The organism is Streptomyces aurantiacus (assembly GCF_027107535.1).
Lineage (GTDB): Bacteria > Actinomycetota > Actinomycetes > Streptomycetales > Streptomycetaceae > Streptomyces.
On the sequence record NZ_CP114283.1, the window covers coordinates 4,505,318 to 4,520,244 of the forward strand.

Here is a 14,927-nt window from a genome sequence, read left to right on the forward strand (position 1 = left end):
GTGCTCCGTTCGCTAGTGGGACATACCATGACGAAGTGCCCTGAAACGGAATAGCTAACCGGTGTAGACCTGCCGACATGCCGCACACTCGAACCGTCCGTAGGCTGATGCCCTCGGGGCTCGTCGCGGAGGTTTGCCTTGCCCTACGCCATCTGGACCGGAGCCATCTCGTTCGGCCTGGTCACGATCCCTATACGCGTAACTGCCGCGACCGAGGACCACAGCATCCGCTTCCACCAGTACCACCTGGAGGACATGGGCCGGGCGCGAGTGCGGAAGTATTGCGACCTGGAGGACCGCGAGGTCACCCAGGACGAGATCGGTAAAGGGTTCGAGCTGTCCAAGGATCAGGTGATCCCGGTGTCGGATGATGAGCTGGCCGCGTTGCCGCTGCCGACGGCGAAGGCCATCGAGATCGCCGCTTTCGTGCCGCTGGACAGCATCGATCCGATCCGGATCGGCGACGGCTACTACCTGGAGGCGTCGAGCCCTGTCGCCGCGAAGCCGTATGTGCTGCTGCGGAAGGCGCTGGAGCGGTCGTCGAAGGTGGCGGTCGCCAAGTTCGCGTGGTCGGGACGGGAGCGCCTGGGCCTGCTCCGGGTGCGCGGCGACGTATCGCCGCACCGGAGCACGCCGGGCGTGCCCTTGCCATCGCCATGACCGGAACCCCCGTCGCGCTGTCCGTCGGAACCCCCCTTGGCGCCTGGCTGGGCTCGACGGTCGGGGGCCGCTGGTCCTTCGCCGCGATGTCACTGCTCAGCGTCATCGTCATGGTCTTCGCGAAGTTCCTCGTGCCCGACGCTCGGGGGCAGTCGGCGCAGACACGCGCTCCGCTCAGCCGAGTGGTGGGCATTCCCGGCGTGGCGACCATCCTCGCCGTCGTATTCGTCTGGATGCTCGCGCACAACCTGCTCTACACATACATCGCTTCCTATCTGCAGCAGATGCGTCTAGCTCTCCGGCCCGACGTCACACTTCTCGTCTTCGGCGTCGCTGCGCTCGGCGGCATCTGGATCACCGGCGTGTTCATCGACCGCGCACTTCGCAGGCTCACCCTGGCGAGCGTGACTCTGTTCATCGTCGCCGCAGCGTTTCTTGCCGCCGCGCAGCAGTCCACTGTGCTCGTGCTGCTCGCGATCGTCCTGTGGGGCCTCGCGTTCGGCGGCTCGGCGACGCAGCTGCAGACGGCCCTGGGGGAGGCCGCGGGCGAGAACGCCGATGCGGCGAACGCGATGCTGACGACATCCTTCAACATGGCGATCTTTGCGGGTGGTGCTGTGGGGGCTGTGGTCGTCGATGGCGTGGGCGCACCGGTTCTTCCAGCCGCGATGATCGCTCTCACACTCATGGCGCTCGTCATGGTCGGCTTCGGCCGGCGCGCAGCATTCCCCGCAGGGCGTTGATCGAGAACTGACCGGACCACGCCTCGTGGCTTGTCGTGCAGCCTTGGACGGGTATGCCGTCCACTGGCGGATTGGGCAGCGGCGGTGGCATGGCCACCGTCGGTTTCTACGGGGCAGGCAAGGCCGCACTCGACTCGGTCGGCGAGGCACTGGCGATAGTGGCCGAGGGGTCCGGCAGCAAGGTCACCATCGTGCAGATGGGCGGCTACAACACCGGCCTGTTCACCGCCGGCACCACGACCACCGAACCTTGGGCGCAGTATCAGCCCCTGCGCACCGAGATGGAGGCGATGTGGGGCGACGGCGTCCCCCGGAGCCGGGCACCGCTGCTCCGGTCATCATGGAACTGGCTGCACTGCCGGACTCGCCCCGACGGCTGATCGTCGGCAGTCAGTCCTTCGATCACGTCTTGCAGATGGACCAGGACCAAGCGGATCTGCACCGGTCCTGGGAGCGCCTCAGCCGTGCCGCCCCCGGCTGACCCGGGGCCACGCACCCTCCCATGCCCGTACCCGCCCCCGCCGCGCACGGGATTGTGCAACCAACGGGCCGCAAGGCCGACGAGATCACCTGCTCCAACGCCCTCGTCGTTCGCGTCGGCAAGGACGACCAGAAGGTGGCCCGCCGTGCGCCGCCGCGATCGGCCGCCGGTTCGAGGAGCTGAAGACCAACAGTCTGGCCGGTACCCCGGACGAGGATGTCGAGCAGACCGGCCGCTGTGCAGAGATCGGCTCCCGGCGCATTTACCTCCGGATCCTCGACCTCGCCCCATCTGGAGCACCTGGAGCTGATCGCGCCCCAGGTGCAGTCGCAGCTGCCGTGGTCGGGCGGGGAGCACGGTGGCGCGCGGGCGTCAGAGGTATCTGACGCCCCGTTCCGTGCTGCCGGCCAGGAAGCCGGAGAGCCGGGCGCCGTAGCGGATCCAGCGGCGGCGCAGGCTCGGGGAGCGGGCGAGGTCGGAGGTGTGCAGGAGCAGCCAGGACCAGTTCATGAGGACCGTCCGGTTGTCGCGGCGCTCGAAGCCGGCGTGACGGTAGGCGGCGTACAGCCGGGCGCCGGACCTGCCGTAGTTCCACTTCTGCCGGGCCAGGCCGGAGAGTTCCGCGCGCAGCCGGTAGTGCATGCGGGCGTCGTGCGCATAGCCGACCCGGTAGCCGCACAGGTGGGCCCGCCAGGACAGGTCCATGTCCTCGCCGCCGCCCCGGAAGCTCTCGTCCCAGCCGCCGATCGTCGTCAACACGTCTTTCCAGGCGGCGCAGTTGGCACCTCGCGCGAAGGGCAGGAAGTCCGTCTGCTCGGTCATCGGCGCCGGCTGCTCGTCGGCGTACATGGGGCTCAGCACACTGCTGTCCAGGCTGCCGCCGATGAGGTCGGCGTCCGGGGCGGCCGCGGCCAGCGCGGCGAGCCAGCCGGGGTCGGCGACGTCGTCCGCGTCGCAGAAGGCGATGAAGTCACCGCGGGCGGCGGCGATTCCGCGGTTGCGGGCGTAGCTCTCGCCGGGGCGCTCGTGGGCGTCGACGATCCGCAGGCCGGGCAGGTCGGGGCGCGCCTTCTCCGCCACCTCGCGCGTCGAGTCGGTCGAGCCGTTGTCGACGACGAGGACTTCCCACGGGGCGGTGTAGGTCTGGGACGCGAGCGCACGCAGCTGTGCCGGGAGCGTGAGCGCGCCGTCGCGGACGGGGATCACGACGGAGACGAGGTCCGGGGCCCCTCTGTGTACGGACACGTCCGTGGAGGGTGCGTGGGTGGAGGGGGTGAGGCGGGTGTCCCGGATGAGGCAGGTCCCCGCGGCCAGGGCGGCGGACGCGGTGGCCGCGGTGTCGTCGGTCCGGCGCCGCACCAGCAGTCGCGGCACCATGACCCACGCTGCCCGATGATCTCTCGTGTGCAGCAGATCGCGTCGTACGGCGTACGCGGCACCGTCGAGACCGGGCGCCAGGGTGATGCCCTCGACCAGTGCGTCGGCCCGCAGCCGGAGCGTGCCGCACTGGACGAGGCCTGCATCGTCTTGGGCCGCCCGGGCCAGGTGGTGCAGCAAGTCCGGGAGGGCCTCGTCGCGACCGTGGAGGAAGGCGACGTAGGGAGTCCGGGCGGCGCGTGCGGCCTCGACACACCCCTCGGCGGCGGTTTCGGACGGGCAGCGCATGAAGTGCAGCTGTGGGTCCGGCGGCGGGTCCGCCGGGGTGACCACCGTGATCGCGGCGGGCGGCAGGAGGGACTGACGCAGCAGGCTGCGCACCGCGGGTTCCCACTCGCCCTCGGGCGCCGCGACGACCACGGCGATCTCGGGCAGGGGTGCTTCCATGTCGGTCACCCGTCACCCGCCCACCGCGACCGGGTCCAGCGTGAAGTCGATGTCGTTGGGCGGCGCGACCAGCAGGGGCAGCAGCTCCGCGCGGGTCGTCGCCTCGCGGCGGCGGCGTTCCTGGTCGTTCATGGCCCGTGTGTAGGATCGGCGTTCCGCCGACCCGAAGCCCGTCTCGGGCGCCTGGGTCAGCGACTGGGGCCAGATCCGGTAGCGGTACAGGACGTGGCGCACACTGCGCAGCCGGTACAGCCGGGCCGCCCGGAGGTGGAAGTCGGTGTCCGCGCCCAGCCGGACCGTGCCGTCGAAGCCGCCGAGCCGCTCCAGCACCTCGCGGCGCACGACCGACGACGGGTGCAGCACCACCGTCGAACGGCCCAGGCGCATCCACAGGTTGCCGTTGCGGGGCATCCGGCGGCGGCCCGTACTGTCGCCCGCGGCGTCGATGTACTCGTAGGCGCAGCCCACCAGGTCGGCCTTGTTCCGTTCCAGCAGGGCGAGTTGATGGCGCAGCCGACCCGGCAGGCTGATGTCGTCGGCGTCCTGGAAGGCGATGTACGGGGTGTCCACGCGCTCAAGGACCTTGTTCTTGATGCGCAGATGGCCGACGTTCTCGGAGGTGCGCAGCACGGTCAGACGCGGGTCGTCGGCGTGCGGACGCAGTGCGGCCGTCCATGTCTCGTCGGGGGAGCAGTCGTCGACCACGACCAGGTGGAGGTCGGTCCGGTCCTGGGCGAGGACCGAGGCCGCTGCCACGCCCAGGTAGTCCGCGCAGTCGTAGTGAGGCAGGACGACGGTGACCGCTGCCTCCTTGTGTGCCGATGTCCGCACGGCGTCTCCCTTCCGGGGCCGCCGCAGCGGGCAGCCGCCTGTGTCGGCGTGCGGACGGCCGCCGTGCCGGGCGGCCGTCCCGTGTCAGCGTCCGGTGCGTGCCGCCGCGGGCCGCCCCCCGGCGGCCGGGCTCATGAAGTCGCCGTCGTCGCCCCACGGCACGTGCCGCAGCGGGCGGCCCACCGCGCCACGTATGGCGAGGCTCACGGCGACCGAGCAGAACCAGGCCAGGTGTACGGCCTTGACGGTCCAGCGCTTCAGTCCCCGTACCGGGCCGCCGCTGCCGTCCCATGCGGCGAGCGGCCACAGGCCGTGGAACAGGGTGCCGGTGAGGTACGTCCGCGCGGTCGCCCACGGGTAGTCGGCCGTGCAGGTCACATGGCTGTAGAGGGAGCGACGCAGTCGGCGCAGCGTGTCGTGGGTCCGGGTGACCCGGTAGAAGCTGCCCCGGGCGTCCGGCAGTACTTCGAGGTCGTGCAGCGGGTCGGCCGCGTCGGGGTCGAGGAGTTCGAAGAGCACGTAGCCGTCGTCGGCGAGCCGGCGGGCCGGTATGCCGTCGGCGACGACGTCGGCCGCGACGAGCATGCAGGCCGCCGCAGGGTAGGAGCCCGGCGGCACGGTGACGCCGGAAATTCGGTCCATCGTCCGCGACGCGGCCGACGCACGGGGCAGGGCCACGAGATGGGCGCCGACCGCGCCGGCGCCGCCGCGTTCGTGGAAGCGGTCGACGAGCCGGGCGAGACAGCCGGGGCCGAACTCGACGTCGTCGTCGGTCCACAGCCAGCCGGTGTGGCCGAGCCGCCGGGACAGCCCGAGCGCCGTGTTGACCGTCCGGAGTTTCCCCCGGCCCGGCAGCGCGAACCCGACGACGGGTACGGCGGAGGCCCTGGTCAGCCTGCGCAGCCGGTCGACGGCCTCCGCCTGCTCTCCGGGGCCGTACTGCATGCCCAGCCAGATCGTCAGCGGGAGTCCGGGACGGGTGTCCCGTACGTCGGCGAGAGCGTCGAGGAGATGACGGAGCGCGGTCTCGTGGGCTGCCAGGTCGCAGCGCGCCACGTACGTGGGCAGCAGCACCCCGAGTCCACCGGAGGGCAGTCCGGTGTCCAGGCCCGCCGAGTCCTGCTGGACCTCTCCCGACCTGACCAGGGTCACCGGGGCGTGTGGTGGGGGCAGGGGGTCGAATCCGCGGGCCACGGCGCGTTGCCACCACGTGCGCCCGCTTCCGGTGCCCCCGAGCATCCGCGTCCCTTCGCCGGCCGACCCGTGCACCACCCGTTCCGGCCCCTCGTCAGATATCCGCGGACGAAGGGGAATTCACTGTCGACGTGCGCGCCGCGCAATGCGCGGAGTGTACTGATTTCGACGGGGCGTACTCTAACTGGCGCCTTGAAGTGATCACAAGACGCCCGTCCTGTTCCGGGGCGATGGCCGAAATGACCGCGTTCTGGTTGCGCCGGTTCGGTGAATCATCCGGGCAGACGTGTGGGAATCGGATGGTGTCCTGGCCGAATTCCGCTGCCGTCGCGCGGAGTTCCCCTCGGACGGCATCCGGGAAACGGCCGAAAACGGTCGGCCGAATTTTTCCGATCCACCCTGTGTGTCGGTGGTGTGTGCGGCCCGCTCGCCGCTCTGTGGCAGGCTGACGGCACAGCATTCCGCGCCATTCGTCGCGGGCGGCGGAGGAAGAAGGTGTCACACATGAGGTATTCCGCACGTGCGGAACAGCAGTTGGGCGGGACGTCCGGGCCGTCGTCCGGGCGGGACGTCCTGCTGCACGCGCACGGGATCGTGAAGAGTTATGGCCGCCGCCGCGTCCTGAACGGCGTCGACCTCGTCGTGCGCGCGGGCGAGGTCGCGGCGATCGTGGGCAGCAACGGAGCCGGCAAGTCCAGCATGCTCAAGATCTGCGCCGGGCTGCTCGCCCCGGACTCGGGCCGGGTGACCATCTCCGGACGCCTCGGATACTGCCCGCAGAACGCCGGCGTCATGGGCTTCCTCACGCCGCGCGAGCACTTCACGCTGTTCGGTACGGGACGTGGCATGGGCGGCCGGGACGCCGACCGCCGAGGGCGCGAACTCGCCTCCAAGCTCGACTGGTCGGTGTCCCGCAGCACCCTGGCCAAGGACCTGTCGGGCGGCACCCGGCAGAAGCTCAACGTCGTCCTCTCCGCCCTCGGCGACCCGGACGTCCTGCTGCTCGACGAGCCCTACCAGGGCTTCGACCGGGGGTCCTACGTGGACTTCTGGCAGAACGTCTGGGGCTGGCGCGACCAGGGCAAGGCGATCGTCGTCGTGACCCACATGCTCAACCAGCTCGACCAGGTGGACCACGTGCTGGACCTCAGCCCCAGGGAACAGGAGGCGGGCCGATGACGCGGACCCTGCGCATGGCCGAGATGACACTGCGCGAACTGCTGCGCCGGCGCGGAGTGCTGAGCCTGCTCCTCCTCGTGCCGCTGGTGTTTTACCTCGGCCGGCACGACCAGCCCGGCCAGGCAATCCGGTTCGCCAGTCTCGGCGTGGGGTTCGCGGTGAGCACCGCCGCCCTCTTCTCGGCCGTCGGCGGCCGGGAGATCGAGTCCCGGCTCACCCTGTCCGGCTTCCGGCCCCGGCATCTGTACCTGGGCCGCATGGTCGCCCTCCTCACCGCCGGGCTGCTGATCTCCGCGCTGTACGCCGTGGTCGTGATCGTGGACCAGGACGTGGCGAACCCGCAGGCGGTCGCCCTGGAACTGGCGTTGACCACGCTGGTGGCGGTCCCGCTCGGGCTGCTGCTCGGCCTCGCCGTGCCCCGGGACCTGGAGGGCACCCTGCTGCTGATCTCCGTCATCGGCGCCCAGATGGTGATCGACCCGGCCAAGGATGTCGCCAAGGTGCTGCCCTTCTGGTCGACCCGGGAGATCATCACGTACGCCGTCGACGGCGCCGGCAGCGGTTCCCTCGTCTCGGGCGCGACGCATGCCGTCGTGGTGACCGCGCTGCTGGTTCTGGCGAGCGGCGGCGTCATGTCGGTGCGATTGCGGCGGCGTACCCACATGCAATTCGTGTGAATCCGCCGCGAGTCCGTGCGGCGGGCCGGGGGAAAGTGACTCTGTCTCGCCGATACGAACGCGTGTAGGGTTGGGGAATCGTCCTGCCGGTGCGTGCCCACGCGTCGGTACGGTGGCCCGGCTCGTCGCCTCTCCCCAGAAAGGAGAGATTCGTGAACGGTGCACAGCGATTACCCCTCGGCGAATCAGCCGAACAAGCCCTTTCGAGGGCAACGGAATTCCTCCGGACCGCACGTGATGCGGACGGTTGGTGGAACGACTACGAAGTCCGTGGCCCAGGCCAGTTCTGGGCCACTGCCTTTGTCGGTGCCTCACTCGCGGAATTGCCCGACGGCCCCGGGCAATTGGCGGCGGTGTCCGCCTGGGAGCTGCTGAAACAGGCCCGTGGCCCGTCCGACGGCTGGGGCTACTGCCCCCAGGTTCCCGGTGACGCCGACATCACTTCCTGGGTACTGCGGCTGGCCGAGGCGCTGGGAGCCGAGGACGACCTCCGTGCGGACGAGGGCTACCGCTTCGTCGCGGCGCACCTTCAGGAGGACGGCGGCATCTCCAGCTATCTGCCGCAGATCGCCGCGCCCTTCCTGGACCGGGTGGCCCCCCGTTGGGACGCCTGGTACGCCAGTCACGTGTGTGTGACCTCGGCCGCCGCCGGGCTGCTCCACCTGTCCGTTCACGAGCGGCTGTTGGCCAGACTCCGTGAAATCCAGCGACCGGACGGGTCGTGGCCCGCCTACTGGTGGCCGGATCGCGAGTACCCCACGGCGCTGGCGGCCGAGGCGCTCACCGTCGGCCGCCCGGCCGGGGACGGTCCCGAGGCGCGGGCAGCCGCCCGCTGGGCCGCGGCCAGGATCGGTGCGGACGGTGCCGTGCGTACCGAGTGGGAGCCGGAGGGCTCCGCCTTCGCCACCGCCTTCGCCGTGCGTGCCGTGCTGGCCGGCGAGCTGCCGGATGGACGTGACGCCGTCCGCCGGGCGGTCTCCTACCTGGTCGACTCCCAGGAGAAGGACGGCAGTTGGCGGCCGTCTGCATGGTGCCGGGTGCCCGGCCCCATGGAGTTCGACCCCGACGCACGTGAGCACTGGGAACGCGGACGGCGCGGCAAGGCCGCGCTGGGATCCGTCGTCCTGGACACGAAAGCGCTCTACACCACAGCGTCCGTCGTGGCCGCGCTGGCCAGGACGAGCACCGCGGCGGTGTCCTCGGCGACGGCCGCGCCGAGCCGCGCGGACCGCGCATGACGGCGCGCAACGCGCCACGACCGGACAACGAGGGGGAACGCTGGTGAACACGTCACCGCAGTTGGTCCAGCGCACGGAAGTCCCGGCCGTACCACCCCTGTTGGGACCTGGAGCTGTCCTCGGGAGGCTGCGGGGCCACGAGCGGGGGCCCGTCCACATCATCGACCCGTTCAAGGTGTCTCAGACCGAGGCCGTGGAGAAGGCGAAGATCCTCGACGACCTCGGCTGTCCCGCCCTCATCCTCGCCAGCACCGACTACGAGTCGTTCGAGTCCCGCATGGACCCGTACGTGGCGGCGATCAAAGAGGCCAGCTCGCTGCCGGTGCTGCTGCACTTCCCGCCGCGGAAAGGTTTCGGCTTTCCGCTGGCCCGCGGCGCCGACGCCGTCATCCTGCCCGCGCTGCTCGGCTCACGCGACGACTACTACGTGTGGAAGAGCTACCTGGAGACCCTGGTCAACCTGCCCGGCCGGCTCGACCGCGAGGACTGGCCCGAACTCCTGCTCACCGTCGCCCTCACCTTCGGCGAGGACCACAAGACGGGGGACCTGCTCGGCACGGTGCCGGTGGCCACCACGAGCTCCGAACAGATCGACCGGTACATAGCGGTCACCCGTAGCTTCGGCTTCCACATGGTGTACCTGTACTCCCGCTACGCCCAGGTCCCCGTCGACGTGGTGAGCCATTTCCGGCGTCAGCTCCATCCCGACCAGATCCTCTTCGTCAGCGGCAACGTCCGCCGACGGGAGCACGTCACCGCGTACCTGGAGGCGGGCGCCGACTACGTGGGCTTCGCCGGGGCGCTGGAACACGTCGACTGGCGGTCGACGCTCGCCGAGATCACGGCGGACCGGCCGTGACCGCGGTACTGCCCGAGGCCTACACCGCGTCCATGCTGGTCACCGAGTCCGCGAACCGCGACCACGTCACCGACTTCGTCGCCCGCAACGGCGGCTCCCCCGAACTTGTGGCCCATACCGCGGCGTTGCGCCTGTACCTGAGAGTGCCGCACTTCCTCACCGAGTGGGTCACCGAACCGGGGCGGCGCACCGCGGTGGCCCGGGCGCTGGCCATGGACATCGTGGCCATGAAGCTGCTCGACGACCTCATGGACGATGACACCGGGCTCGACCGCGTCGAACTCGCCTGTCTGTGCCTGCACCTGCACCTGACGGCGCTGCACGAGATGTGCGCGCTCGCCGCGGACGCACGCGCCGTGACCGACGTGCTCGAGCACGACTTCACCAAGGTCTGCACCGGCCAGATACGCACCAAGAGCCACCGCGCGGAGAACCTCGACGAGTGGTGCGCCAACGCCAGCACCTACGGCGCCACCTTCCTCGGCTGCTACGGCTCCCTCTCCGCGATCTGTGGTCGGCAGGAGAGGTCCGTCGACCCCGCGCGGCGGTTCGCCGAGGCGTTCGGCACGATCATCACGATCGCCGACGACCTGACGGACTACGACCGCAATGGCGAGCGGGAGGGAAACCTCGGTCATCTGATGCGGACCGGGGCCGTGCCCGCACGGGACGTCGAGCAACTGCTGGAGCGATTGCGCGCCCAGGCGCTCGACGCGGTCCGGGAGCAGCCGGCCTCCTCGGGGCTGGTCCCCGTCGTCGGCCTCTACACCGACGACGTACTGGACCGGCTGCTGCCGCGGCACCTCGTGCACTGACCGTCGGCCGATGGCCTACCGGGGCTCGCTCCGGTAGGCCATCACGTCGTCGAAGACGAACAGGTCGACGTCGCTGTGCGCGAAGTCGTCCAGCACGTGCCGGGCGGTGTGTGCGATGGCACGGCCGGGGCCGTTGAGCGAGGTGTTGATCAGGGCCGGGACACCGGTCTGCGCCTCGAAGGAGGCGAGCAGCCCGTGCAGCCGCGGCTGGTCGGCACCCAGGGTCTGGATCCGGCAGGTCCCGTTGATGTGCCGGGCCTCCGGGGCGGTGCCTTCCGGCAACTGGTACTCGAAGAGCATGTACGGCGACGGCCGGTCGGCCGGGTAGAGCTCGGCAAAACGCTCGTCGCGCATCACGGCTCCCAGCGGGCGGTACCACTCCCGCTGCTTGAGCTTCTCGCTCAGCCGCTTGCGCATCCCGGACGCGGCCGGGTTGCCCAGCAGCGAGCGATGCCCGAGCGCCCGCGGCCCGAGCTCGGCCGCCCCCTCCGTCAGGGCCACGACACCGCCGTCCGCGAGCAGCCGGGCGACCGCGTGGGCGTCGTACGGAACGGCCTTCAGCCCTGACGTGTCCAGGGTGGCCAGGACGTCGGTGCGGGGCTCGCCGGTGCCGTTGCCGTACACGCTGAGCGGTTCGGGCCGCTGGCCCAGCACGTAGGTGAGGGCGTAGATGCCGGCGCCCGCCAGGTGCCCCGCGTCGCCGCAGGCCGGCGGGACGGCGATATCGCGGCCGAAGGCCGCGCGCAGCTCCGAGTTGGCGACGATGTTCAGCGCACAGCCGCCGCCGAGGGCGATGGGCCCCACCCCCGTGGCGGTGCGGGTGACGTGTCGATCGAGCACGGCGTGCACGGCTTCGGTGAACAGTTGCTGGAAGGTGGCGACGACGTGTGCCGCTGTCTCGAACTCGGGGTGGAACTCGGGGCGTTCGGCGAGTTCGGCGCGTACCCGCTCAGCCAGTTCCAGATCGTGCATCACCCGGGGATCCACCGCCTGCAACTGCTCGCGTATGCGGGCGTCCGGCTGCCCGTAGCCGCCGAGCGCCATCACCTTGCCTGCGACGCTGGGGCTCTTGCCGAAGCCCAGGAGGTGGCCGATCGCGGTCCAGCCGAAGCCGTTGCCGTACCAGGGCAGCGGGTCCTTCGCGATCCACTCCAGGCGGTCCTCCTCGACCCGGAACAGGGAGCTGCGGGTGAGCTGTCCGCGGCCCTCGTTGACCAGCACGAGGGTGCCGTCCTCGTGCCCCGCGTAGTGGGCGGCGAGCGCGGCGTGCGAGACCTCGTGCGTGACGACCACGCAGTCCACACGCCGGCCGAGCAGGTCGCAGGTGGTCCGGTGGTGCGGCGCGCCGGCGTTGATCCGTTCCATCGCGTGGTCCAGGTCCGGAATCTGCAGCAGGGCGCTGCGGACCGGGGTGCTGACCGCCACCAGGTCGATCCCGTCGGTGTCCACGCACTCCTGGGACAGCACGTGCTGCAGCGCGATGTCTGAACGGTGGTCGTGCTTGACGCGGGTGAGCCGTTCGGTCTCGATGGCGAAGACCAGCCGCCCGTCCTCGAAGTAGCCGACGCCGGTGTCGTGACCGGCGGAATGGAGAGACAGTACCTTCATCAGCGCTCCTGGTCAGCGGGTGTGAGGGTGTGGACGGCCGAATATGCGGCCCACTCGACGGCGCGCAGTGGCCGGCCGGTCAGCCCGCGCAGGTACAGCTCCGTCCCCACCCCCGCGAACCAGGCGAAGTAGAGCCACTTGATCATCGCCTTCTGGATGCCGCGCCGCCGTCCGTCGGCGCCGTCGAATCCGGTCAGCGGCCACAGCCCGGCGAACAGGATGTCGCGGAAGTAGTGCCGGACCACGGGCAGGGGCCAGTCGGCGAGGTCGACGAGGTGGCTGAGGAGGAGCCTGCGGATCCTGCGGCGGGTCTCGCCCGCGGGACCGGCGACGTAGTAGTGGCAGCGTGCGTCCGGTACGAGGCGCAGCTGGGCGAGTGGATCCGGCAGGGCGGGATCGAGGAGCCGGAAGCAGACGTATCCGTCGTCCGAGACGTAACGGCCGGGCATGCCGCCGGACAGGACGTCCGTGGCCACCAGGATGCAGCAGCCGTGCGGGTAGTTGGTCGCGGGCGCCGCGATCGCCTTGGCGCGGGCCAGCAGGCGGGAGGTGGCGAACTCCTTGGTGTGCGGGATCTTGGTGGCGCCCACCGCGCCCCGGCAGCCGGCCGCCAGGAAGTCCCGCCACAGCCGCGACAGACAGCCCGGGTCGAGGGTCACGTCGTCGTCGACCCAGCCGACGCCCGCGCAGCCGAGCAGTTCGGCCACCTCGATCGCGGCGTTGAGCGTGCGGGGCTTGCCGGGGCCGGGCAGGGAGAGGCCGCACACGGGCAGCTGTGGCAGCCGGGTGCGGGCCCGGAGCAGCAGCGCCCGCAGCCGCCGTACGGACTCGTCCTCCTCCTCGGCCGAGGACCACTGCATGCCCACGAACAGGACAGTGGGGGCGTCCGGCTGGTCCTCGGCCAGCTCGGCGACGCGGTCCAGCAGGGCGTCGAGGCGCTCCGTATGCTCGGCGAGGGTGCCGCGGGACACGTAGGTCGGGGCGATCAGGGCGAGGGCGGGGGAGCCGGTGGCCAGGGCGTCGGCGGCGGCCCGGGCACGGGAGAGCAGGGGCGATCCGCCCGACGGCCCGTCGGGCAGGACGTACCGCACGGGTACCGACCAGGACGGCGGCGGGCGGAAGCCGCGCGCCATGGTCTTGCGGACGTGGTGGGTCAGGAACGGTTCGCCGCGCCGCTGCCGGCCGAGGGCCGGCAGCGGCGCGTTGAGGCGGACGGGAGGGCCCGGTCGCACGGACGCGGCCGGGCGGGCGGTCTCAGAAGTCACGGTCGGTGTTGGAGGTCGACCGGGCCAGGCTGCGCAGACCGTCCAGGGTGTTGCGCCACTGGCCGGTCGAGGCCATGTGGGACAGCAGCGGCTTCGCCATGGAGCGGCGCAGGAAGAACGCGCGGTAGGCGGCCTGGGCGCGGCGCTGGGCGTCGGGCACCAGATAGCCGATCCGCGCGTCGAACTCGCCCTGCACGAACCGGTCCCAGTAGTCGGCGGGTATCTGCCCCGCGGCCACGGACTCGGTGTGCAGCGGAGTGCCTGGCAGCGGGGTCGCGGTGTAGAAGCTCGCGTAGTCCAGCGGGATGCGGCAGGCGAGGTCGATGGTGGCGCGGAACTGCTCCCGGGTCTCGCCGAGCCAGCCGACGATGAAGTAGCCGAAGCCCTTGATGCCCGCCTCGTGCGCGGAGGTGACGGCCCGTTCGATCTTCTCGATGTCGCTCTCCTTGCGCATCCGCTTGAGGATCTCCGAATCGCCGTGCTCAATGCCGAACCGCAGTCGTACGCAGCCCGCCCCGGCCATCGCCTCCAGCAGCGGTTCCGGCACCAGGTCCACGCGGGTCGGCGCCTCCCAGCGCACCTTCAGACCCTGTTCGCCGATCAGCGCGCAGATCTCCCGGACCCGGCCGCGGTGCAGGGTGAACACGTCGTCGTAGAACATGATCTCCTTCACCCCCCACCGGTCCTTCAGCTCCGTCATCTCCCCGACGACATCCTCGGGGGAGCGGTACATCGACTTCTTGTCGACTGCCTGCTTGAAGCAGAAGCTGCACTTGAAGGGGCAGCCCCGGCTGGAGATCATCGTCGCGAACGGCCGGGGAGCCATGATCGAGTAGTAGCTGTTCATCGGCAGGCCGTCGCGGGAGGGCCAGCCGACCTCCTCCAGGTTCACCATGGGCGCGGCGCCGCCGTCGTGTTCGCGGGTCACCAGGCCGCGGATGCCCTCCGGTTTGTCGCCCTGCTCCATGGCTTCGGCCAGCTCCGGCATGATCGTGATGCCTTCGCCGACGCCGACGTAGTCGATGCAGTCGTGGAAGAGGTTCTCGTGCGAGTAGACCTCACTGTGCGGGCCGCCGAGGATGACCTTGGCGCCGGTGCTCTTGGCCGCCTGGCAGGCCTCGACGGCGCCGGGCAGGCCGGGCGTGGTGGTGCTGACGCCGACCAGGTCCGGTTCGAAGTCGGCGAGCAGTTTGCGCAGTCCCTCGCTGTCCAGGCCCAGGGCGGGGGTGTCGACCTGGATGACGTTGTGGAAGCCGGCCGACTTCAGCGCGGTGTGAATGTAGCCCAGTCCGAGGTGCGGCAGGACGCCGGCCCGCTTCTGGATCTGGGTGATCTGACGGGTGTTGAGGCACAGGTCGTGGTGGCGGACCAGCGCGATCCGCAGGTTGCGCTTGCGCCAGCGCGGCAGTTCCGGGCGGGCCGGTGCGTTGGTGACGGCCGTCGAGCAGCCGCCCGACGCGGTCCCCGCCGCCGCACCGGTACTGATGACGGGCAGTGTCTTCCGCATGATGTCCCCTCCTTCTGGGGTCGTTCGGGCGGTGTTGACGTCCGGA

The 14,927-nt window shown here is 70.7% G+C and carries 13 protein-coding genes and 2 pseudogenes; 9 read left to right on the forward strand and 6 right to left on the reverse strand.

Annotated elements, in window-relative coordinates; all coding sequences use genetic code 11:
* Positions 1–138: 138 nt before the first annotated feature.
* The 4 genes and pseudogenes from ku to O1Q96_RS21810 form a co-directional block, all read left to right on the forward strand.
* A pseudogene (gene ku / locus O1Q96_RS21795) lies at positions 139–606 on the forward strand (non-homologous end joining protein Ku); the annotation flags it as partial.
* Between the two features lie 50 nt (positions 607–656).
* On the forward strand, positions 657–1,403 hold the full coding sequence (locus O1Q96_RS21800; RefSeq protein ID WP_269249802.1) for an MFS transporter: 747 nt from the start codon (positions 657–659) through the stop codon (positions 1,401–1,403).
* Positions 1,404–1,492: 89 nt separating this feature from the next.
* Positions 1,493–1,783 (forward strand): SDR family oxidoreductase, encoded by a 291-nt coding sequence (locus O1Q96_RS21805; RefSeq protein WP_269249803.1) that lies wholly within the window; start codon positions 1,493–1,495, stop codon positions 1,781–1,783.
* A gap of 185 nt (positions 1,784–1,968) precedes the next feature.
* A pseudogene (locus O1Q96_RS21810) lies at positions 1,969–2,220 on the forward strand (LLM class F420-dependent oxidoreductase); the annotation flags it as partial.
* A gap of 36 nt (positions 2,221–2,256) precedes the next feature.
* Here the strand turns inward: O1Q96_RS21810 and O1Q96_RS21815 are convergent.
* The 3 genes from O1Q96_RS21815 to O1Q96_RS21825 form a co-directional block, all read right to left on the reverse strand.
* Complete coding sequence (locus O1Q96_RS21815) at positions 2,257–3,708, reverse strand: glycosyltransferase family 2 protein (RefSeq protein WP_269249804.1); 1,452 nt, start codon at positions 3,706–3,708, stop codon at positions 2,257–2,259.
* A 12-nt stretch (positions 3,709–3,720) separates the two neighbouring features.
* Positions 3,721–4,539 (reverse strand): glycosyltransferase family 2 protein, encoded by an 819-nt coding sequence (locus tag O1Q96_RS21820; RefSeq protein ID WP_269249805.1) that lies wholly within the window; start codon positions 4,537–4,539, stop codon positions 3,721–3,723.
* An 84-nt stretch (positions 4,540–4,623) separates the two neighbouring features.
* Positions 4,624–5,778 carry a glycosyltransferase family 2 protein gene (locus O1Q96_RS21825; protein ID WP_269249806.1) on the reverse strand — a complete coding sequence of 385 codons (1,155 nt, stop codon included), beginning with the start codon at positions 5,776–5,778 and terminating at the stop codon, positions 4,624–4,626.
* Between the two features lie 459 nt (positions 5,779–6,237).
* Here O1Q96_RS21825 and O1Q96_RS21830 point away from each other — a divergent pair, with 459 nt between their 5' ends.
* From O1Q96_RS21830 to O1Q96_RS21850, 5 genes are all read left to right on the forward strand, one after another.
* Complete coding sequence (locus O1Q96_RS21830) at positions 6,238–6,912, forward strand: ABC transporter ATP-binding protein (RefSeq protein WP_269249807.1); 675 nt, start codon at positions 6,238–6,240, stop codon at positions 6,910–6,912.
* Positions 6,909–7,589 carry an ABC transporter permease gene (locus O1Q96_RS21835; protein ID WP_269249808.1) on the forward strand — a complete coding sequence of 227 codons (681 nt, stop codon included), beginning with the start codon at positions 6,909–6,911 and terminating at the stop codon, positions 7,587–7,589. The genes O1Q96_RS21830 and O1Q96_RS21835 overlap by 4 nt, the downstream gene beginning before the upstream one ends.
* Before the next feature lie 353 nt (positions 7,590–7,942).
* Positions 7,943–8,827, forward strand: coding sequence for a prenyltransferase/squalene oxidase repeat-containing protein (locus O1Q96_RS21840; RefSeq protein ID WP_269249809.1), 885 nt, complete (start codon positions 7,943–7,945; stop codon positions 8,825–8,827).
* 43 nt (positions 8,828–8,870) lie between these two features.
* Entirely contained in the window at positions 8,871–9,686 is an 816-nt protein-coding gene (locus O1Q96_RS21845) for a geranylgeranylglyceryl/heptaprenylglyceryl phosphate synthase (RefSeq protein WP_269249810.1), read from the forward strand.
* Positions 9,683–10,501: a Moenomycin biosynthesis protein MoeN5 gene (locus tag O1Q96_RS21850; protein ID WP_269249811.1), complete on the forward strand. Its 819-nt coding sequence runs from the start codon at positions 9,683–9,685 to the stop codon at positions 10,499–10,501. The genes O1Q96_RS21845 and O1Q96_RS21850 overlap by 4 nt, the downstream gene beginning before the upstream one ends.
* A 15-nt stretch (positions 10,502–10,516) precedes the next feature.
* On the opposite strand, the gene O1Q96_RS21855 is transcribed toward O1Q96_RS21850, so the two are convergent.
* Genes O1Q96_RS21855 through O1Q96_RS21865 form a run of 3 tightly spaced genes read right to left on the reverse strand, consistent with a single transcriptional unit; the run spans position 10,517 to position 14,881 of the window.
* A complete protein-coding gene (locus tag O1Q96_RS21855; RefSeq protein WP_269249812.1) occupies positions 10,517–12,109 on the reverse strand; it encodes a carbamoyltransferase C-terminal domain-containing protein in 1,593 nt (530 codons plus the stop codon).
* A complete protein-coding gene (locus tag O1Q96_RS21860) occupies positions 12,109–13,374 on the reverse strand; it encodes a glycosyltransferase family protein (protein ID WP_269249813.1) in 1,266 nt (421 codons plus the stop codon). Before O1Q96_RS21860 ends, O1Q96_RS21855 begins: the two co-directional genes overlap by 1 nt.
* Positions 13,364–14,881 (reverse strand): B12-binding domain-containing radical SAM protein, encoded by a 1,518-nt coding sequence (locus tag O1Q96_RS21865; protein ID WP_269249814.1) that lies wholly within the window; start codon positions 14,879–14,881, stop codon positions 13,364–13,366. The genes O1Q96_RS21860 and O1Q96_RS21865 overlap by 11 nt, the downstream gene beginning before the upstream one ends.
* Between the last annotated feature and the right edge of the window lie 46 nt (positions 14,882–14,927).

Excerpts from the sequence above, each read along its gene's own strand:
- O1Q96_RS21825 (WP_269249806.1), bottom strand. The coding sequence starts at position 5,778 with ATGCTCGGGGGCACCGGAAGCGGGCGCACGTGGTGGCAACGCGCCGTG.
- O1Q96_RS21830 (WP_269249807.1), top strand. The coding sequence starts at position 6,238 with ATGAGGTATTCCGCACGTGCGGAACAGCAGTTGGGCGGGACGTCCGGG.
- O1Q96_RS21835 (WP_269249808.1), top strand. The coding sequence starts at position 6,909 with ATGACGCGGACCCTGCGCATGGCCGAGATGACACTGCGCGAACTGCTG.
- O1Q96_RS21800 (WP_269249802.1), top strand. The coding sequence starts at position 657 with ATGACCGGAACCCCCGTCGCGCTGTCCGTCGGAACCCCCCTTGGCGCC.
- O1Q96_RS21865 (WP_269249814.1), bottom strand. The coding sequence starts at position 14,881 with ATGCGGAAGACACTGCCCGTCATCAGTACCGGTGCGGCGGCGGGGACC.
- O1Q96_RS21815 (WP_269249804.1), bottom strand. The coding sequence starts at position 3,708 with ATGGAAGCACCCCTGCCCGAGATCGCCGTGGTCGTCGCGGCGCCCGAG.
- O1Q96_RS21805 (WP_269249803.1), top strand. The coding sequence starts at position 1,493 with ATGGCCACCGTCGGTTTCTACGGGGCAGGCAAGGCCGCACTCGACTCG.
- O1Q96_RS21855 (WP_269249812.1), bottom strand. The coding sequence starts at position 12,109 with ATGAAGGTACTGTCTCTCCATTCCGCCGGTCACGACACCGGCGTCGGC.